Annotated in this window: 11 protein-coding genes and 2 rRNA genes; 5 read left to right on the forward strand and 8 right to left on the reverse strand. The window is 62.1% G+C overall.

What is annotated here, in order from left to right:
- Nucleotides 1–6: 6 nt before the first annotated feature.
- Nucleotides 7–630: a lysophospholipid acyltransferase family protein gene (locus DV532_RS21320; RefSeq protein WP_056801575.1), complete on the forward strand. Its 624-nt coding sequence runs from the start codon at nucleotides 7–9 to the stop codon at nucleotides 628–630.
- Between the two features lies 1 nt (nucleotide 631).
- The gene (locus tag DV532_RS21325; protein ID WP_056801574.1) at nucleotides 632–1,564 is read left to right on the forward strand and encodes a phosphatidate cytidylyltransferase; all 933 of its coding nucleotides are present in this window, start codon (nucleotides 632–634) and stop codon (nucleotides 1,562–1,564) included.
- A 176-nt stretch (nucleotides 1,565–1,740) separates the two neighbouring features.
- On the opposite strand, the gene DV532_RS21330 is transcribed toward DV532_RS21325, so the two are convergent.
- Nucleotides 1,741–2,016, reverse strand: coding sequence for a metal/formaldehyde-sensitive transcriptional repressor (locus tag DV532_RS21330; protein WP_056801572.1), 276 nt, complete (start codon nucleotides 2,014–2,016; stop codon nucleotides 1,741–1,743).
- Nucleotides 2,017–2,086: 70 nt separating this feature from the next.
- Here DV532_RS21330 and dmeF point away from each other — a divergent pair, with 70 nt between their 5' ends.
- Both dmeF and DV532_RS21340 read left to right on the forward strand, forming a co-directional pair.
- Nucleotides 2,087–3,028, forward strand: coding sequence for a CDF family Co(II)/Ni(II) efflux transporter DmeF (dmeF, locus tag DV532_RS21335; RefSeq protein ID WP_056801570.1), 942 nt, complete (start codon nucleotides 2,087–2,089; stop codon nucleotides 3,026–3,028).
- 96 nt (nucleotides 3,029–3,124) lie between these two features.
- Complete coding sequence (locus tag DV532_RS21340; RefSeq protein WP_003258412.1) at nucleotides 3,125–3,469, forward strand: cupin domain-containing protein; 345 nt, start codon at nucleotides 3,125–3,127, stop codon at nucleotides 3,467–3,469.
- A 213-nt stretch (nucleotides 3,470–3,682) separates the two neighbouring features.
- Here the strand turns inward: DV532_RS21340 and mmsB are convergent, their stop codons facing one another.
- Both mmsB and DV532_RS21350 read right to left on the reverse strand, forming a co-directional pair.
- Entirely contained in the window at nucleotides 3,683–4,570 is an 888-nt protein-coding gene (gene mmsB / locus DV532_RS21345; protein ID WP_056801568.1) for a 3-hydroxyisobutyrate dehydrogenase, read from the reverse strand.
- Nucleotides 4,571–4,580: 10 nt separating this feature from the next.
- A complete protein-coding gene (locus tag DV532_RS21350) occupies nucleotides 4,581–6,107 on the reverse strand; it encodes a CoA-acylating methylmalonate-semialdehyde dehydrogenase (protein ID WP_056801567.1) in 1,527 nt (508 codons plus the stop codon).
- Nucleotides 6,108–6,238: 131 nt separating this feature from the next.
- On the opposite strand from DV532_RS21350, the gene DV532_RS21355 reads away from it, so the two are divergent.
- Nucleotides 6,239–7,186 carry a LysR family transcriptional regulator gene (locus tag DV532_RS21355; RefSeq protein ID WP_056801565.1) on the forward strand — a complete coding sequence of 316 codons (948 nt, stop codon included), beginning with the start codon at nucleotides 6,239–6,241 and terminating at the stop codon, nucleotides 7,184–7,186.
- Between the two features lie 104 nt (nucleotides 7,187–7,290).
- Here the strand turns inward: DV532_RS21355 and recD are convergent, their stop codons facing one another.
- The 5 genes from recD to DV532_RS21380 all read right to left on the reverse strand — a co-directional run bounded on the left by recD (nucleotide 7,291) and on the right by DV532_RS21380 (nucleotide 19,811).
- Complete coding sequence (gene recD, locus DV532_RS21360) at nucleotides 7,291–9,366, reverse strand: exodeoxyribonuclease V subunit alpha (protein ID WP_056801563.1); 2,076 nt, start codon at nucleotides 9,364–9,366, stop codon at nucleotides 7,291–7,293.
- Complete coding sequence (gene recB, locus DV532_RS21365; protein ID WP_056801561.1) at nucleotides 9,363–13,040, reverse strand: exodeoxyribonuclease V subunit beta; 3,678 nt, start codon at nucleotides 13,038–13,040, stop codon at nucleotides 9,363–9,365. The genes recD and recB overlap by 4 nt, the downstream gene beginning before the upstream one ends.
- Nucleotides 13,037–16,516, reverse strand: coding sequence for an exodeoxyribonuclease V subunit gamma (gene recC / locus DV532_RS21370; protein WP_056801559.1), 3,480 nt, complete (start codon nucleotides 16,514–16,516; stop codon nucleotides 13,037–13,039). Before recC ends, recB begins: the two co-directional genes overlap by 4 nt.
- Before the next feature lie 148 nt (nucleotides 16,517–16,664).
- Nucleotides 16,665–16,780, reverse strand: a 5S ribosomal RNA gene (gene rrf / locus DV532_RS21375).
- A 138-nt stretch (nucleotides 16,781–16,918) separates the two neighbouring features.
- Nucleotides 16,919–19,811 (reverse strand): 23S ribosomal RNA (locus DV532_RS21380).
- Nucleotides 19,812–19,948: the final 137 nt, after the last annotated feature.

The following is a 19,948-nucleotide window of genomic DNA, read 5'->3' on the forward strand; positions in this document are numbered from 1 at the left end:
CCACCCATGCTCGCCAACCTCACGGCCTACCTGATCACCTCCGCCGCCCGCCTGATCACCGGCGCCCGTGCCCTGTGGCTGGGCTGCACGCCGTTGCCAGTACAGCGCCTGTACTTCGCCAACCACAGCAGCCACGGTGACTTCGTGCTGCTGTGGGCCTCACTGCCACAGCCGCTGCGCAAGCGTACCCGGCCGGTGGCCGGCGCCGACTACTGGGCCAAACCTGGCATTCGTGACTTCCTCATTCGCAAGGTCTTCAATGGCGTGCTGATCAACCGGCAACGCAGTGACGGCCAAGGCAGCCCGTTGCAGCCGGTTCTCGAAGCCGTGGCCCAGGGCGACTCGCTGATCTTCTTCCCGGAGGGTACGCGCAACCTGGGTGACGAGCCGCTGATGCCGTTCCGAAGCGGGCTTTACCACCTGGCGGCAGCCAACCCCGAGGTCGAGTTGGTGCCCGTATGGATCGCCAACCTCAACCGGGTGATGCCCAAGGGCCGCGCCCTGCCGTTGCCATTGCTGTGCACATTGAGCTTTGGCGAACCGCTGCACCTGCACGCTGATGAGAGCAAGCAGGCCTTTCTTGAGCGGGCCAGCCAGGCCTTGCTGAACCTGGCACCCAAGGAGGCCTGACATGGACGACAACACCCTTTCCCTGTTTGCCGGCATCGGTGCCCTGCTGTTGCTCGCCAGCGTGATCGGTCGCCTGCTCAAGTGGCGCGCCGGCTCGGCACCGCACGCGGTAATCGATAACCTCAACGCCCGTATCAACGCCTGGTGGGTGATGGTGCTGGTAATCGGCATCGCCTTCCTGTTCGGCAAGTACGGGGTGATCGTGCTGTTCTATGGCGTGTCGTTCTACGCCCTGCGCGAATTCATGACCCTCACCCCAACCCGGCGCAGCGACTACCCGGCGCTGGTGGCAGCGTTTTATGTGGCGCTGCCGGTGCAGTACGTGCTTATCGCCATGGACTGGTACGGGCTGTTCAGCATCTTCATCCCGGTGTACCTGTTCCTGCTGCTGCCGATCCTGGCCAGCTTCGGTGGTGACACCACGCGCTTTCTCGAACGAGCCTCGAAGGTGCAGTGGGGGTTGATGATCGCGGTGTACTGCGTGTCGTCGGTGCCCGCGTTGATGACCCTGGATATCCCCGGCTACGAGGGCCGCAACCTGCTGTTGATCGCCTGGTTGATCTTGGTGGTGCAGATCAGCGACGTGCTGCAGTACGTGTGCGGCAAGCTGTTCGGCAAGCGCAAGGTGGCGCCCAACCTGTCGCCCTCCAAAACCGTTGAAGGCCTGGCCGGCGGCGTGGCGCTGGCCACCCTGATCGGCGCAATGCTGTGCTGGATCACCCCGTTCACCTTCTGGCAGGCGGCGCTGATGGCATTGGCGGTAAACGCCATGGGCTTCTTTGGCGGGCTGGTGATGTCGGCGATCAAACGCGACCGTGGGGTGAAGGACTGGGGGCACATGATCGAAGGCCACGGCGGCATGCTCGACCGTATGGATTCGGTGTGCTTTGCGGCGCCAGTGTTCTTCCACTTTGTGCGGTATTGGTGGGCTTAGTAGGTATTCGCCTTTAGTTTTCTAGCGCCTGTGGGGCCGAGCGCCGCGGGCGGCGCTCGGCCCCACAGGCGCTAGAAAACTAAAGGTAAGCACTTGCCAGCCGCGACTACCTCCATTACCGAATTAACCAGAGCACAGCGCACTGCGCACTGCGCACTCGGTGTACGCACCGCAACCTACTTGAGGTAAGACCGCAACAACGCCGCCACCTTGTCCGCCTCGTCCTGCCGCGCTTCGGCACTCAGCCCGTCCGCCACCAGGTGTTCGCGGATATGCCCTTCCATCACTTCGGCCATCAGCCCGTTCACCGCGCCACGCACGGCGGCGATCTGCTGCAGGATCGCCAGGCAGTCCTTGTCTTGCTCCAGCGCTGTCTCCAGGGCGGCGGCCTGGCCTTTGATCTTGCGCACCCGGGTCAGCAGCTGCTTCTTGCTCTTCAGGGTATGTGCCATTGGGTTTCACACCATGCTAGGTATACTGGGGTATAGTATATTTCTCGATATTCCGGGAGCATGATAAACCATGGCGACACAAACCTCAGACCGCTGGCAGCACAGCCACCAGTTTCACACCAGCAACCTGGGTGCCGAGCGCAAAACCCGCCTGGCGGTGTGGCTCACCGCCGTGATGATGGTGGCGGAGATTGCCGGGGGCTGGTTGTTCAATTCCATGGCATTGCTGGCCGATGGCTGGCACATGAGCTCCCACGCCCTGGCCTTGGGCCTGTCGCTGCTGGCCTACGCCGCCGCACGGCGTTATGCCGGCGACAGGCGCTTTGCCTTCGGCACCTGGAAGATCGAGATTCTCGGCGGCTACTCCAGCGCCCTGCTGTTGCTGGGCGTGGCCGGGTTGATGGCGTTTCAGTCGGTGCAGCGCCTACTGGCACCGGGGCCAATCCACTATGACGAGGCGATCTTCATCGCCGCCGTGGGTCTGGCCGTCAACCTGATCTGTGCCTGGCTGCTGCGGGATGACCACCAGCATCATGATCACCCTCATCATGGCCACGATCATCACCACGGCCACGGCCACCACCATCACGACCTGAACCTGCGTTCGGCCTACCTGCATGTGATCGCCGACGCCGCCACCTCGGTGCTGGCAATCATCGCCTTGCTGGCCGGCAAGTTCTGGGGCGCCAGCTGGCTTGACCCGGTCATGGGCCTGGTCGGTGCGCTGCTGGTGGCGCTGTGGGCCCGTGGCCTGCTGCGCGATACCGGCCGGGTGCTGCTGGACGCGGAGATGGATGCGCCGGTGGTGGACGAAATACGTGAAGTGGTGGCGCAACTGCCGGTGCCGGCCAGCATCACCGACCTGCATGTGTGGCGTGTGGGCAAGGACCAGTACGCCTGCATTCTCGGCCTGGCCACCCAGGGCGCACTCAGCGCCGACAGTGTGCGCCAAGCCCTGGGGGTGCACGAAGAACTGGCCCACGTCACCGTCGAGGTCAACCGCCTGGCATAGCGCGACCAGACAGATGGAGGTCGAGCCCAGGCAACTGCGGTTTGGCGCTTGGCCCTATGGTGACGGGTCATTCAGCCAGTCACCAGGAGTTGTGCCATGTCCGATTTCATCACCGTCCTGCGCGAAACCTGCCCGACGCCGGTCGTGGACGCCACCAAGTGGAAGCGCATTGGCGGCGATCCGCACACCGTCAACCTCAACGCCTACCTGTCGGCCGACGGCAGCAAGATCATGGGCACCTGGATCTGCACGCCGGGTAAGTTCGAGGTCAACTACGAGAAGTGGGAGTTCTGCCACTTCCTTGATGGCTACTGCATCATCACCCCGGAAGGCGAAGAGCCGAAGCACCTGAAAGCGGGTGATGTGTTCGTGATCGAGCCGGGGATGAAAGGCACCTGGGAAGTGGTCGAGACTGTGCGCAAGTACTTCGTCTTCGCCTGACCAAACGGCCTACACCGCCCTTTGTAGGAGCGGGCTTGCCCGCGAATGCTGCAGTGGCTTCACCGTCGCATTCGCGGGTAAAACCACTCCCGCAGGCTCATGAACTGCCTACAGAATCGAGCACAAAAAAAATCGCGGATCAGGCGCCCTTCCCTCTGGTGCGCAGTTACAGAGGGAAGGCCACCTGGCCCGCGATGAAGCCCACCTCTTGCGTCAATCCTTCTTGCGATAAGCCTCGACGATGGCCGAGAAGTCTTTGCCGCCTTCGCCGCGCAGGCTCATGGCCTGGTACAGCTGCTGAGCTACGGCCCCGAGGATCACCGGTTGGTGCGCCTGGCGCGCGGCCTCAGTGGCCAGCCCCAGGTCCTTGAGCATCAGTTCGGCGCCAAAGCCGCCGGTATAGCCACGCGATGCAGGCGCGGTTTCGATAATGCCCGGCCACGGGTTGTAGGTGTCCGAGCTCCAGCAGCGCCCGGTCGAACTGTTGATGATGCCAGCCAGCACCTTGGTGTCGATGCCCAGTGCATTACCCAGGGCCATGGCCTCGGACACGCCAACCATCGAAATGCCCAGCAGCAGGTTGTTGCAGATCTTGGCGATCTGCCCGGTACCGACCTCACCGCAATGCACGATGTTGCGGCCCATCTGCTCCAATACCGGCTTGAGGGTGGCGAACAGCTCGGCACTGGCACCGACCATGAAGGTCAGGGTGCCTGCCGCCGCACCACCGGTGCCACCGGACACCGGCGCATCGCCCATGTCCACGCCCTTGGCCGCCGCGGCCTTGGACACATCGCGCGCGGTCTGCGGGTCGATGGTGCTGCAGTCCACGGTTGGTGTGCCGGGGCGAATGCCGGCCAGCACGCCGTCTTCGTTCAGGTAGACGCTGCGCACATGGGCAGCGGCCGGCAGCATGGTGATCACCAGCTCGCTGTTGGCTGCCGCGTCCTTGGGCGAGGGGCTGATCTGCCCGCCCAATTCGGCTAGCTCGGCCAGCACGACCTTGTTCAGGTCGAACAGGTTCAACTGATGCCCAGCCTTGATCAGGTTGCGGGCCATGGGCGCGCCCATGTTGCCGAGGCCGATGAATGCGATACGCATGGCTTTCTCCTTAGCGCAGGCTGATGGTGGTGTTCACACCGTCGTTGACGCTGTCGTCATCGAACCAGCGGGCAGTGACGGTTTTGGTCTGAGTGTAGAACTGCACCACTTGCTTGCCGTATGGGCCGAGGTCGCCGAGCTTGGAGCCACGCGAGCCGGTGAAGCTGAAGGACGGCACCGGTACTGGGATCGGGATGTTGATGCCGACCTGGCCGATGTCGATTTCGCTCTGGAATTTGCGCGCTGCCGCGCCGCTCTGGGTGAACAGGCCGGTGCCGTTGCCGAACGGGTTGGCGTTGACCAGGGCGATGGCCTCGTCGAGGGTATCGACCTCCAGGGTCACCAGCACCGGGCCGAAGATTTCCTGGGTGTACACCTGCATGTCGGTTTTCACACCCGAGAACAGGGTTGGGCCAACGAAGTTGCCTTGCTCGTAACCCGGCACGGTGACGCCACGGCCGTCGAGTTCCAGCTTGGCGCCTTCCTTGATACCGCTTTCGATCAAGCCCAGCACTCGCTCCTTGGCACGTTTGGAAACCACCGGGCCCACGTCGGTGCCTGGCTCACAGCCGGCATTGACCTTGAGCTTGCTGGCCGCTTCCTTGATATCCGGCAGCCATTCGCGGGCCTTGCCCACCAGCACCGCCACCGAGGTGGCCATGCAGCGCTGGCCCGCCGCGCCGAAGGCGGCACCGACCAGGGCGTTGATGGTTTGCGTGCGGTTGGCATCGGGCAGCACCACCGCGTGGTTCTTGGCGCCCATCATCGATTGCACGCGCTTGCCGTGCTGGCTACCGAGGTTGTACACGTGGGTGCCCACTTCGGTGGAGCCGACGAAAGAAATCGCCTTGATGTCCTGATGGGTACAAATGGCATCCACCACCTGCTTGCCACCGTGCACCACGTTGAGCACGCCAGGCGGTACGCCGGCTTCCAGCGCCAGCTCGACCAACAGCATGGTCGACAGCGGGTCCTGCTCGGACGGCTTGAGCACGAAGGTGTTGCCGCAGACGATGGCCATAGGGAACATCCACAGCGGGATCATTGCCGGGAAGTTGAACGGAGTAATGCCAGCGCACACGCCGATAGGCTGGCGCAAGGTATAGGTGTCGACGCCGCCGGCGACGTTCTCGGCGAACTCGCCCATCTGCAGGGTGCCGATGGACGCGGCGTGCTCGACCACCTCCAGGCCACGGAAAATATCGCCTTCGGCGTCGGCCAGGGTCTTGCCCTGTTCGGCACTGAGGACGTGAGCAATGCGTTTGGTGTGTTCACGGATCAGCGCTTGCAGCTTGAGCATGATGCGCATGCGCGCGCCGATCGGCGTATTACGCCAGGTCTGGAAGGCGCGGTGGGCAGCGGCCACGGCTGCGTCGACTTCGGCGACGGTGGCGAACGGTACGCGCGCCAGCACTTCTTGGGTGGCCGGGTTGACGATGTCGCGCCACTCGGTGGTGTTCGACTCGACCCATTGGCCGTCGATCAGCAGCTTGACCTGCTCGATTTTGGTCTGGTTAGGGGATTGCGGTGCGTTCATCTGCGTTCTCCTTGGAATTATTGTCGGACGAGATCGCCAGCGCCGGGCAAACGCGAGGTGGCGTCCTGAGGCATGTTTCGAGTATAGATGTGCAAACATCCAACAAGAACGCACAAAAAAACCGGATCATCATGCAAAAAGACCTCACATCTCTGAGCGCGCTCAACTGGGACGACTTGAAGTTCTTCCTCGAAGTGGCCCGCACCCGCAAAGCCAGCAGCGCGGCCAAGCGCCTTAACGTGGACTACACCACGGTGTCGCGGCGCATCAGTTCGCTGGAGGGGGCGCTGGGCACCTTGCTGTTCGAAAAATCCCGGACCAACGGTTTTGTCCTCACCGCCGAGGGCCAGCGCCTGCTGGGCTATGCCGAGTCAATCGAGAGTACCCTGCACATGGCCTGCGAGCAGGTGTCGGGGTCAGGTGTGGCGTTGTCGGGGCATGTGCGCATGGGCTGCACTGAAGGCTTCGGCAGCTTCTTCGTTACCCCGCAGCTAAGCCACTTCGTCGATGCCTACCCGGCAATTTCAGTGGATATCCTGCCGCTGCCGCACTTCATCAGCTTGTCCAAGCGCGAGGCCGACATCGTCATTGCCCTGGAGCGCCCGGAGCATGGGCCTTATGTGTGCTGCAAGCTGTGCGACTACCGTTTGCGGCTGTACGCGACCCAAGACTACCTGGACAGCCACGCGCCAATTCGCCAAGTGACGGATTTGGCCAGGCACCCGTTCATCAGTTACGTGGATGACCTGGCGTTCAGCTCGGAGCTGCTGTACCTGGCCAACCTGATTCCCAACGCCAACGCGCATTTGCGCAGTACCAGCGTGATTGCCCAGTACACGGCGGCGTTGCAGGGGCGTGGGCTGGCGATCCTGCCGTGCTTCCTGGCTGCGCAGGACCCGCGGTTGGTGACGGTGTTGCCGGAAGAGATCGAGGTGACGCGCCAATTTTGGATGTATTGCCGGGAGGATTTGAGGAAGTTGAAGCGGATTACCTTGTTGTGGGATTACATCCGCGGGGTGACGGAGGCGAATGCGCCGTTGTTGATGGGCGAAACCCGCGAGATGCGCTTTGCAGAATGAGGGGGCGCTTCGCGCCCCTATCGCGACACAAGGCCGCTCCTACACCGTTTTGACGCAGGCTTAAGGGCCAACTGAACCTTGGTGTAGGAGCCGGGCCTCCGGTCTCAGATCTGTTCGAGCATCAGCCCGGAAATACGCCGAACCTTGCGCGCCACCGCCTCTTCGAAAATGCCCTGGCGCGGCTCGACCAGGCTGAAGCAGTGCTTGGCGCGGGTGATGCCGGTGTACACCAGTTCCTTGGTCAGCACCGGGTTCAGCGCATCCGGCAACACCAAGGCCGTGTGGCCGAACTCCGAGCCCTGGGATTTGTGCACGGTCATGGCGAATACCGTTTCCACCTCGTTCAGCCGGCTGGGCAGCACGAAGCGCACCCCGCCACTGCCGTCGTTACGTGGGAAGGCCACGCGCAGCAAGGGCTCGCCGCGCTCATCCGGCAGACGCAGGGCGATGCCGATGTCACCGTTCATCAGGCCCAGGCCGTAGTCGTTGCGAGTCACCAACACCGGGCGCCCTTCATACCAGGGCTGTTGGCTGTCGATTAGCCCGGCATTGTGCAGCACTCGCGCCACCCGCTCGTTCAGGCCTTCTACACCCCAGGCACCACGACGTACCGCGCACAGCAGCTGGAAGTCCTCGAAGCTGTGCAGCACCTTGCCCGCCCATTGCTCCCACGCCGGGTCGTCGAAGGCGGTGTCGAGTGCCGGCCGGTAGCGGCCTAGGGTACGCAGGTAACTGCGGTAACCTTGCGGGCCATCGCTGCCGCGGTTGAGGCCGTCGAGCAGCAGGCGGTCGAAGGCGCGGTCCTGTTCGTGCTTCAGGGCCAGGCTGTGCACGTCGGATGGCGGCGCAGCCAGCAGGTTGCGTGCGGCATAGGATTGCTGGCGGTTCACCAGCCGGGCCAGTAGGCCAATGCCGCTGCCTTCGCCGAAGCGCCGCGAAAAGCGCAGCATCACCACCTGTTGCGCCAGCGGGTTGCGCTGTTCATCGCCGGCCTTGAGGCCACTGCCCGCCAGCGACTGGCCACCGATGTGTTCCAGCCAGGCTTGGGTGGCGGTCGAGTAACAGCCCTCTTCGGCATCGCGGCACAGGTCTCCCAGTACTGCGCCGGCCTCGACCGAAGCCAACTGGTCCTTGTCACCCAGCAGCACCAGGCGTGCCCGTGGCGGCAAGGCATCGAGCAGGTTCGCCATCATTTCCAGGTCGATCATCGAGGCCTCGTCGACCACCAGCACGTCCAACGGCAACGGGTTGCCGGCATGGTGGCGGAAGTGCCGCGAGTTAGGGCGGCTGCCCAGCAGGCGGTGCACGGTGCTGACCTCGGTGGGGATGTGCCCGCGTACCTCGCTGCTGACCTGCAGGCGCTCGACCTGCTGGCCGATGGATTCGGTCAAGCGCGCAGCCGCTTTGCCGGTCGGCGCGGCCAGGCGGATGCGCAACGGCCGGCCCTGCTCCACCGCCGGCGCTTGCAGCAAGGCCAGCAGGCGCACCACGGTAGTGGTCTTGCCGGTGCCGGGGCCGCCGGTGATGATGCTGAAACCGGCGCGGGTGGCCAGGGCGCAAGCGAGCTTTTGCCAGTCCACCTGGCCAGCTGGCGCACCGCCGTCGAACAGCGAAGCCAGGCGCCCAGGCAGATCGGCCAGTGGTGCTTCGGCTTGGGTCAGGCGCTGGCGCAAGGTATGGTCGATGCGCCGCTCGTAACGCCAGTAACGGCGCAAGTACAGGCGTTCGCCACTGAGCACCAATGGCCGTGCTTGCTGCCCTGGGCTGTCGCCGGCAGCCACCAGCGGGCTGGCAGCAATGCGTTGGCGCCAGGCGTGCAGGTCGAGGTTGGCCAGCAACTGCGAGGGCAGCAGCAAGGGGCCGGTCAAGGCGTCGCCTTCGGGCGGTAACGACAGGGCGAAGTCGGGCTCGGCCAGGGTTTGCTGCAAGTCCAGGCAGACATGGCCGTGGCCCAACTGGTGGCTAGCCAGGGCGGCGGCGAGCAACAGCAAGGGGTCGCTACGAGGGGCGCGCTCTTCCAGGAACGACACGAACGCACGGTCCAGGGCACGCAACCAACCGCGCTCTACCCAGCGATCGAGCAGTTGCAGCAGGTCGCCGCTGTTCTGCTGTGGCGCCAGCGCCAACAGGTGCTCGGCGTGCAGCGGGGTGGGCAACAGGTCGACGAGGCTTCGGCTCATATCACGGCTCCGGCAAACAGGTCCTGCTGGACGGGCGGGTGCTCGCCACGGAACAGCGCATCGAGGCTTTCGATCAGCTCACGCGGTGGCTTGACGTGGTACACGCCGTGGCCGCTGCTGCTGGCGCCTCGCAGGAAGATGAACAGGGCGCCGCCGACATGGCGGTCGTAGTCGTAATCCGGCAGGCGCGCGCGCAACTGGCGGTGCAGGGCCAGCAGGTACAGCACGTACTGCAAGTCGTAGCGATGCTCGAGGATGGCCTTTTCCATGGCCTGGGCATCGTAGGCCTGGATGTCGGGGCCCAGCCAGTTGGACTTGTAATCGGTCACGTAATAACGCCCGTCCAGCTCGAACGCCAGGTCGATGAAACCTTTGAACATGCCATTGAGCACGGTTGGTTGCGCCGCCGGGCGCCCCAGGCCGGGATGGGTGTGGCGTGCCACCAGGCGGTCAAGTTGTTCGGCATCGACTTGGTGGCTGGCGAACCAGAACTCCATCTCGATCTGGTAGTGGCGCAATTGCCCGAGCGTCACGCTCAGGCCATTGCCCGGCAACGGCAGCGCCTCGCCCAACAGGCGTTGCAGCCACTGGGTCAGCGTAGTTATCCAACCGGTCCAGTCACGGCGGTTACAGCGCTGGCCAACGGTCCGCTCGATCAGCTGTGCATTGCCGCCGACCTGGCTGAAGCCCTCGCGGCCCGCCCACTCCAGCAAGCCATGGAGGAACGTGCCGGGGTTGGGCCCGCGCGGGAAGCGGTGGATATCGCCGCTGTCGGCCGGGACTTCGCGCAGCACCTGAGCGTCGACCACTTCGTCATCGAGCAACTGCTGGGCCAGGGAGCTGTCGGCACCGAGGGTCTGGTCGCCAACACGTAGGGCGCTATAAGACGCGATCCACCAATGCTCGGCCCCCGCCGCACGGCGCGGCTTGCGCGCCGGCAGCAGCTCACGCTCGGCATGCGGCATGCGATACGCTTGCTCATTCGCCGGCGGCAGGCCCGGGCAGCTAATGTGCGGGCAGGTGGCGGCCAAGGCCTGCAGCCAGGCCGTCAATTGCGCCGAGCCCGGCAACGCAAGCCCGCCACCGAGCAGGTAGCCAAATGCCGAGCGATGAAGCTGCGAGCTTTTCTGGTTGCCACGCTTGAGGTCAGCGACACCCAGCCAGCAAGCATGCTGGGCCCGGGTCAGGGCCACGTAGAGCAGGCGCAAGTCTTCGGCCAGGCGCTCGTCGTCGGCGCGGTCGATCTGCGGCTGATCCGGGGTGAGGGTGAGATGAGCGTTGCCCTCACTGTCATGCCAGGCCAGCGGCAGGCGACTGCCATCCACCGGCTTGCTGGTGCAGATGAACGGCAAGTAGACCAACGGGTATTCCAAGCCCTTGGACTTGTGGATGGTCACCACCTTCACCAACTGTTCGTCGCTCTCCAAGCGCAGGATCTGCTCTTCGCCGGCCTGGCCAGAATTGGCCAAGTGCTCGGCCAAGTGGCGGATCAGCGCCTGTTCGCCGTCCAGTTCACCAGCGGCCTGTTGCAGCAATTCGGCCAAGTGCAGCAGATTGGTCAGCACCCGCTCGCCATCGGTGCGGCGGATCAACGTGCGCGGCAGTTGGAAGTCATGCAACAGGTGGCGCAACATCGGCAGCACCCCCTGGCGCTGCCAGGTGTCGCGGTAATGGCGAAAACGCATGACCCAACCTTCCCAGACACGCTCGTCCTGGTTCAACCGGTCCAGTGCAGCCAGCGACAGGCCGAGGGTGAGGCTGGCCAGGGCCGCCTTGAGCAGGCGCTCGGAGTCGGGCTCGGCGCAGGCCTTGAGCCAGGCCAGCAAATCGTGGGCTTCCTGGGCAGCAAACACCGAGTCCTTGTCGGACAGGTACACACTGCGCACCTGGCGCGCGGCCAGCTCGGCACGGACCATCTGCGCTTCATGGCCATCACGCACCAGGATGGCGATGTCTGATGGCAGGCAGGGGCGCAGTTCGCCGTCGGCATTGCCAAAGCCCGCCGTACCCTCCTGGCCGCCATTGAGCAAGGCGACGATATGGCTGGCGCAGCTGGCGGCTAACTGTTGGCGGTAGACGCTGCTGGAGACCGGTTCTTGGCTTTCCAGTTGCCAGCATTGCAGGGCTGCGCAAGCTTCACCGTCGATCAACAGCTGCTCGCCACGGCCTTTGGCACGCACTTCGATGAATGGCAACGGGTTGTCATCGGCCTCGCGGAACAGAAATGCCCCCCGCCCCGCTTCACGCGCCTCGGCGTGCAGGAACACCTGGTTGACCGCCGCGACCATGGCCTTGCTGGACCGGTAGTTGGTGTCCAGGCTGTGCAGGCGGCCGCTGGTGGCACGCCGTGCGGCGAGGTAGGTGTAGATGTCGGCGCCGCGGAAGGCGTAGATCGCCTGCTTGGGGTCACCGATCATGAACAGGCCGGTTTGCGCACGGTTCTCGCTGATTTGGTAGATGCGCTCGAAGATGCCGTACTGCACGGGGTCGGTGTCTTGGAATTCGTCGATCAGCGCGACCGGGAACTGTTCCCGGATCAGGCAGGCCAGGCGCTCGCCGGCCTCGCTGGCCAACGCTTGCTGCAGGCGCAGCAGCATGTCATCGAAGCCCATCTCCGCACGCCGGCGTTTTTCCACTTCGAAGCGGGCCGATACCCAGCTGGCGGCGTGCTCGAGCAAGGGAGCATCTGGGCCGTCCAGGGCCTGCAATTGTTGCTGCAAGTTCTGCATGGCGTCGAGGGCTGGGTGGGTGGGCGGCTCGCCCTTCCAGGCTTCGGCCATACCCGCTGGGGTCAGGCGGGTAAAACCGGTGCCCAGGTCGAGCTCCACCAGTTGCTCGTCACCGGCCCAGGCGCACAGCTTGTCGAACCACGGCTCGAAATATCGCGCTTGCATCTTGCGGCCGTCGACCTGCTTGGCAGCCAGGGCATCACGGCAGATCTGTCGCAGTTCCTCGGCCCATTGCGCCCAAGGCGCCTTGAGCCGCGCCAACTGCTCAGCGCGTTGCTGCAGCGAGGCGTTGATAAGCTCCGCAGGTTCCAGCCCATTGTGCTGGGCACGCACGCGACCGAACAGCGGCCGAATACGCGGCAGCAAGGCGTCGGGGCTACCCCAGTTGGCGCGTACCCAGGCCAGCGCTTCGCCCTGCATGCCATAGCAGAAACGCCGCCAATAATCGCGCATGACCTGGCCCAGCAGGTCGCTGTGGTCGGTTTCCAGGGTCTGGGTGAACAGGCTGCCGCTATCGAAAGCGTGCTCGCGCAGCATGCGCTGGCACCAGCCGTGAATGGTCGACACCGCCGCCTCGTCCATCCATTGCACAGCGATTTCCAGGCGGCCGGCACAGCGTGGCCAGGCGTCTTCCGGGTAGTCGTCACGCAGCTGGTGCAGCAGCGGGTCGGCCGCGGCCAGTTCGCCACGGAAGAACCGTGCGGCTTCAGCCAGGCGGGCACGGATGCGCTCGCGCAGCTCTTTGGTGGCGGCGTCGGTGAAGGTCACCACAAGGATCTGCGGTGGCAGCAGTTCGCGCTCGAAGCCCTGCTCGCCACCATGGCCGAGGATCAGGCGCAGGTACAGCGCCGAAATAGTAAAGGTCTTGCCGGTGCCGGCGCTGGCCTCGATCAGCTGGCTGCCATGCAGCGGGAAACTCAATGCCAGGGGACGGTCCTGGGTCATGCGCCATTCTCCGGGTTGCCCAAGGTCTGCCAAGGGGCGTTGAACAAGGGGCGGTACAAGGCTTCGCACCAGTCTTCAAAGGTTTCATCCGCGGTGAGCGCGGCGAAGTCACGAAACTGCCGGGCCAGGGCGATGCTTTCACTGCGCTCGCCGAAGCTGGTGCGCTCGTCGCCTTCGTAGGCACGGGCTGCTGCGGCCAGGGCTTTGTCCGCATCGTCCTGGGCCAGCCAGGCGAAGGCGGTCTTGGCTGCAACCGGCAATGGCGCATTCATCGCCGCTTGACGCGCTTCCAACAGGTCGCCCAGCAGTTGCGCCGCCTGCGCTTGCGGTAACGGCGCAAGCAGCAAGGTCAAATCACTGGCCACTAATGCACTGTTATAGGCATAGCCCGCCGCGCAGGCCGCCAAATGCGTGACCCAGGGTGCGATCAGGCGGTGCCACTTGAGGTTATTGCGCCCAGCGCTGATGGTGTTGGGTACCGTGGTGATGCTGAGCAGGCTCTGATCTTCCGCTTGGAACACTCGGCCCAGCCAGCCTTCGAGACGGTGCTGGGCATGTTCGAAATGCACCGGCAACGCGCCCTCGATCAATTGTGGCCAACGTTGCAACAACTGCTGATGGCGTTGCAGCAAGTCGGGCAGGGGCTCGATCAGCTCACTTTGCAGTTGCTCGCCGAAACCGGCCAGCGGCAGCAAACCACAAGCCTGCAGGCGCCGAGCCTGGGCCTGTAGCGCCTGCTCGGCGTTATCCGGGGCGGCCAGCGCTGCACCGAGCAGGCTTTCACTGGCACCGTAGCGTTGCAAGGTATCGAGGACGAAGGGTTCCTCGTCCGGGGTCGGCGCCTCCAGCGCCTCGAAGTACACCTTCAGGCGCTGGCTGAAGAAGTGCCGTACCGGGTGACGCAAAAAGTCGTTCAGCTGGGTAAGGCTCAGGGCTTCATCGTCGAGGTAAGGCGCCAGGCCTTGCTCACCCTCCTCCCCTTCCTGGCCCTGCTGGTGCAGTACCTGCCACTCGTGGGCAAAGCTGAACAGCGGGCTGCCCTTTTGGAAGTAGCGCGGGCTGAACGGTTGCAGTGGATGCTCCTGGGTCAGCGCGTGTAGCAGTTGCTCGCCCGGCTCAGCTGGCTGCCCCTGCTCTGCACCCGCCAGCTGCCAGCCCGCAGCGATGTGATCACGCAACTGGCCAATCAGCACCGAAGCCGGGCGTTCGCTGTTGTCGCGGATACTGCGCCCGACCCAACTGACATACAGCTGGTCACGCGCCGAGAGCAACGCTTCAAGCAGCAGGTAGCGGTCATCCTCGCGGCGCGAGCGGTCACCGGGGCGGTAGTCGCTGGCCATAAGGTCGAAGTCCAGCGGTTGCTGGGCGCGCGGGTAATCACCATCGTTCATGCCCAACAGGCAGACCACTCGGAACGGGATGGCACGCATGGGCATGAGGGTGCAGAAGTTCACCGAGCCGGCGAGGAAACGCTGGGACAACTTGCCCTGGTCAAGGCCCGACAGCCAGGCTTCCCGCACGACGGTCAGCGGCAATGGGTCTTGCAGGCCGACCGCTTCGCACACTTCAAGCCAGCTATCGCGCAGGTCCTGCAACTGCATCAGCAGGAACTCGTCGCGCTCACCTTCGGCCAGGAAGAACACCTGCAGTAAGGCGTGCAGGCGCTCGCCCCACTGGCTGACGGTGGCCGGTTCGGACAAGGCCTGGCAAGCCACGTCGAGCGCGTCCAGCAAAGCAACCAGCGGGCCGATCAGTGCTGCATCCAGGCCACCGATTTCATCGTAAGGTTCGATGCCATCACAGGCTTCCCCCACGCCCACAGCGTAACCCAACAGCATGCGCCGCAGGCCGAACCGCCAGCTGTTTTGTTCAAGCCCTGCCGGCAAGCCCAGGCTGGCCCGCTGCTCGGCATTGAGGCCCCAACGGATGCCGGCCCCTTCGATCCAGCGATGCAGGGTGGGCAGATCGTTTTCGCGAATGCCGAAACGGGCGCGGACTGCTGGTACGTCCAGTAGGTCGAGCACTTCGCTGACGGCGAAGCGGCTATCTGGCAGTTTGAGCAGGTGCTCCAGGGCAATCAGCAGGGGTTCGCGGCCGCGCTGGCCCTGGTCAGTGAGGGTGAACGGGATGTAGCGCAGGTCGTTGCGCGGCAACTGGCCAAATACCGCGCGGATATGGGGTGCGTAGGTGTCGATGGCCGGCAGCATGACGATCACGTCACGTGGGCGCAGGGTTGGGTCGGCGCTGAACCGGGCGAGCAACTGGTCGTGCAGAATCTCGACTTCACGTTGCGGGCTGTGGGCTATGTGAAAGCGGATCGAGCGGTCCTTCGTGGTGTCGACGGGATGCCACTGCTCGCGGGTTTCGGCGAGCGGGCGCAGTTCGAGGATGTCGTCCTGCAACTGGTTGAGTAGCGTGGTGGGCGAGCCGTCGCTGAACAGGTCGATGCGGCCATCGCTGAACACGCCCTGGTAACTGCCGGGGTCGTCGTAGCTGTCGAGCAGGTTGATGTAGTCGCGGCCTTGTTTGCCCCATGCGGCGAGCAAGGGGTGGGCATGCTGGTGCAGCGACTGGTCGTCCAGCTGCAGGGGCATGCCTTGCTTGCGTTGCTGGCGTTTGTACTGGTGGCGCAGCAGGTCTTTGTCGGCAACGATATCGGCCCAATGGTGGCGGCAGGGGTTGTGCACGCACAGCAGCACTTGGCTGAAGCGTGCCAAGCCGGCCAGCGCTTCCAGGGCTTGGGCTGGCAACGAGGAGATGCCGAACACGATCACTCGCGAGGGCAGCCCTGCAGGTGCCTGTTCCAGGCTGTTGATCCGTTCGATAAAGCGTTGGTGTACCCCGGCGCGGCTCTGCGCCATGCCCTGCTCGCCGACATCCTCCAGCAATGCACGCCATAGCTCGGCCTGCCAACGGTTACCTGGGGGCAGCGGTTTGCGCTCGCCGCGAGCCGTGTTGAGGATGTGCTCGCCTGCAGCCCAGTCCTTGAGCCAGTCGGCACGGTAGACCTGGTACTGGTCGAACAGGTCAGCCAGGCGCTCGGCGAGCTGGTAACGCTTGCGCAGGTCGCTGTCGTCAGTCAGAAAGCGCCGCAATGGCTCGAAATGCGGGCGCTCGATCAAGGCCGGTAATAGGCGCATCAGGCGCCAGGTCAGCGGTGCTTTGTCGAGCAGCGAAACTTCAGGAATTTCGTCACGCCCGAGCACGCTTCGGTACAGCTGCCACATGAAACTGCCGGGCAGTTGCACATCGATTGCGGCGGCGATGCCACAGCCGCCCTGGTCGTCTTCCCGGGGGTCTTCGGCAAGCGCCAATTTCAGCCACTGGGCGATGCCATTGCTTTGGACCAGGGCGATTTCGTTCTCCAGCGGCGCCAAGGGGTAGCGACGCATCCAGCTCACCACCAGGCTGCGCAGATCGTCGAGGCGGTTACCGTGGACGATCATGAAGCCGGGGTGGAGGTTGGTGATGGCCATTGAGCGTTCCCTGGAAGGCAGTGAATTCTGATGCGGCACGATATCACGGGGCATGCCCAGGACCATGGCGCGCATGGAGACAAGAGTTTCCGACCGGAAAAGACAAAACCCCTACCTGCATGCGCAGATAGGGGTTTTGCGAAATGAATCTTGACGATGACCTACTCTCACATGGGGAAACCCCACACTACCATCGGCGATGCATCGTTTCACTACTGAGTTCGGGATGGGATCAGGTGGTTCCAATGCTCTATGGTCGTCAAGAAATTCTGTAGCCAGAATGTCCAGATGGACAGCCCAGCGAATTCGGATATGTGATATTTGTGGTTCGTTGCGAACTTTCGGTTCGTATCATCTTCACCACCACAATTTGGCTTCGTGCGCAAATTGCTTGGGTGTTATATGGTCAAGCCTCACGGGCAATTAGTATTGGTTAGCTCAACGCCTCACAGCGCTTACACACCCAACCTATCAACGTCGTAGTCTTCGACGGCCCTTTAGGGGATTCAAGATCCCAGTGAGATCTCATCTTGAGGCAAGTTTCCCGCTTAGATGCTTTCAGCGGTTATCTCTTCCGAACATAGCTACCCGGCAATGCCACTGGCGTGACAACCGGAACACCAGAGGTTCGTCCACTCCGGTCCTCTCGTACTAGGAGCAGCCCCTCTCAAATCTCAAACGTCCACGGCAGATAGGGACCGAACTGTCTCACGACGTTCTAAACCCAGCTCGCGTACCACTTTAAATGGCGAACAGCCATACCCTTGGGACCGGCTTCAGCCCCAGGATGTGATGAGCCGACATCGAGGTGCCAAACACCGCCGTCGATATGAACTCTTGGGCGGTATCAGCCTGTTATCCCCGGAGTACCTTTTATCCGTTGAGCGATGGCCCTTCCATACAGAACCACCGGATCACTAAGACCTACTTTCGTACCTGCTCGACGTGTTTGTCTCGCAGTCAAGCGCGCTTTTGCCTTTATACTCTACGACCGATTTCCGACCGGTCTGAGCGCACCTTCGTACTCCTCCGTTACTCTTTGGGAGGAGACCGCCCCAGTCAAACTACCCACCATACACTGTCCTCGATCCGGATAACGGACCTGAGTTAGAACCTCAAAGTTGCCAGGGTGGTATTTCAAGGATGGCTCCATGAGAACTGGCGTCCCCACTTCAAAGCCTCCCACCTATCCTACACAAGCAAATTCAAAGTCCAGTGCAAAGCTATAGTAAAGGTTCACGGGGTCTTTCCGTCTAGCCGCGGATACACTGCATCTTCACAGCGATTTCAATTTCACTGAGTCTCGGGTGGAGACAGCGCCGCCATCGTTACGCCATTCGTGCAGGTCGGAACTTACCCGACAAGGAATTTCGCTACCTTAGGACCGTTATAGTTACGGCCGCCGTTTACCGGGGCTTCGATCAAGAGCTTCGCTTGCGCTAACCCCATCAATTAACCTTCCGGCACCGGGCAGGCGTCACACCCTATACGTCCACTTTCGTGTTTGCAGAGTGCTGTGTTTTTAATAAACAGTCGCAGCGGCCTGGTATCTTCGACCGGCATGGGCTTACGGAGCAAGTCCTTGACCCTCGCCGGCGCACCTTCTCCCGAAGTTACGGTGCCATTTTGCCTAGTTCCTTCACCCGAGTTCTCTCAAGCGCCTTGGTATTCTCTACCTAACCACCTGTGTCGGTTTGGGGTACGGTTCCCAGTTATCTGAAGCTTAGGAGCTTTTCTTGGAAGCATGGTATCAACCACTTCGTCGCCTAAAGGCAACTCGTCATCAGCTCTCGGCCTTAGAATCCCGGATTTGCCTAAGATTCCAGCCTACCACCTTAAACCTGGACAACCAACGCCAGGCTGGCCTAACCTTCTCCGTCCCTCCATCGCAATAACTGGAAGTACAGGAATATTAACCTGTTTTCCATCGACTACGCTTTTCAGCCTCGCCTTAGGGACCGACTAACCCTGCGTCGATTAACGTTGCGCAGGAAACCTTGGTCTTTCGGCGTGCGAGTTTTTCACTCGCATTGTCGTTACTCATGTCAGCATTCGCACTTCTGATACCTCCAGCAAGCTTCTCAACTCACCTTCACAGGCTTACAGAACGCTCCTCTACCGCATCATCATAAGATGATACCCGTAGCTTCGGTGCATGGTTTGAGCCCCGTTACATCTTCCGCGCAGGCCGACTCGACTAGTGAGCTATTACGCTTTCTTTAAAGGGTGGCTGCTTCTAAGCCAACCTCCTAGCTGTCTAAGCCTTCCCACATCGTTTCCCACTTAACCATGACTTTGGGACCTTAGCTGACGGTCTGGGTTGTTTCCCTTTTCACGACGGACGTTAGCACCCGCCGTGTGTCTCCCATGCTCGGCACTTGTAGGTATTCGGAGTTTGCATCGGTTTGGTAAGTCGGGATGACCCCCTAGCCGAAACAGTGCTCTACCCCCTACAGTGATACATGAGGCGCTACCTAAATAGCTTTCGAGGAGAACCAGCTATCTCCGAGCTTGATTAGCCTTTCACTCCGATCCACAGGTCATCCGCTAACTTTTCAACGGTAGTCGGTTCGGTCCTCCAGTCAGTGTTACCTAACCTTCAACCTGCCCATGGATAGATCGCCCGGTTTCGGGTCTATACCCAGCGACTAAACGCCCTATTAAGACTCGCTTTCGCTACGCCTCCCCTATTCGGTTAAGCTCGCCACTGAATATAAGTCGCTGACCCATTATACAAAAGGTACGCAGTCACCTAACAAAGTAGGCTCCCACTGCTTGTACGCATACGGTTTCAGGATCTATTTCACTCCCCTCTCCGGGGTTCTTTTCGCCTTTCCCTCACGGTACTAGTTCACTATCGGTCAGTCAGTAGTATTTAGCCTTGGAGGATGGTCCCCCCATATTCAGACAAAGTTTCTCGTGCTCCGTCCTACTCGATTTCATTGATAAGAGATTTTCGTGTACGGGGCTATCACCCACTATGGCCGCACTTTCCAGAGCGTTCCACTAATCTCAAACCAACTTAAGGGCTGGTCCCCGTTCGCTCGCCACTACTAAGGGAATCTCGGTTGATTTCTTTTCCTCAGGGTACTTAGATGTTTCAGTTCCCCTGGTTCGCCTCTTGCACCTATGTATTCAGTACAAGATACTCAGCTTATGCTGAGTGGGTTCCCCCATTCAGAGATCTCTGGATCACAGTCTGTTTGCCGACTCCCCAAAGCTTATCGCAGGCTACCACGTCTTTCATCGCCTCTGACTGCCAAGGCATCCACCGTATGCGCTTCTTCACTTGACCATATAACCCCAAGCAATCTGGTTATACTGTGAAGACGACATTCGCCGAAAATTCGCACGTCGCTCTTTCGAGCAGAACTCACAAATTTTACCTTAGCCTGATCCACCAGCAGTGAAACTGGTGTTCAGTCTATTTCT

This window comes from Pseudomonas sp. Leaf58 (assembly GCF_003627215.1).
Lineage (GTDB): Bacteria > Pseudomonadota > Gammaproteobacteria > Pseudomonadales > Pseudomonadaceae > Aquipseudomonas.

Coding starts and splice junctions, on each gene's coding strand:
- mmsB (WP_056801568.1), bottom strand. CDS start 4,570: ATGCGTATCGCATTCATCGGCCTCGGCAACATGGGCGCGCCCATGGCC.
- DV532_RS21330 (WP_056801572.1), bottom strand. CDS start 2,016: ATGGCACATACCCTGAAGAGCAAGAAGCAGCTGCTGACCCGGGTGCGC.
- DV532_RS21350 (WP_056801567.1), bottom strand. CDS start 6,107: ATGAACGCACCGCAATCCCCTAACCAGACCAAAATCGAGCAGGTCAAG.
- dmeF (WP_056801570.1), top strand. CDS start 2,087: ATGGCGACACAAACCTCAGACCGCTGGCAGCACAGCCACCAGTTTCAC.
- DV532_RS21320 (WP_056801575.1), top strand. CDS start 7: ATGCTCGCCAACCTCACGGCCTACCTGATCACCTCCGCCGCCCGCCTG.
- recD (WP_056801563.1), bottom strand. CDS start 9,366: ATGAGCCGAAGCCTCGTCGACCTGTTGCCCACCCCGCTGCACGCCGAG.
- recB (WP_056801561.1), bottom strand. CDS start 13,040: ATGACCCAGGACCGTCCCCTGGCATTGAGTTTCCCGCTGCATGGCAGC.
- DV532_RS21355 (WP_056801565.1), top strand. CDS start 6,239: ATGCAAAAAGACCTCACATCTCTGAGCGCGCTCAACTGGGACGACTTG.
- DV532_RS21325 (WP_056801574.1), top strand. CDS start 632: ATGGACGACAACACCCTTTCCCTGTTTGCCGGCATCGGTGCCCTGCTG.
- recC (WP_056801559.1), bottom strand. CDS start 16,516: ATGGCCATCACCAACCTCCACCCCGGCTTCATGATCGTCCACGGTAAC.
- DV532_RS21340 (WP_003258412.1), top strand. CDS start 3,125: ATGTCCGATTTCATCACCGTCCTGCGCGAAACCTGCCCGACGCCGGTC.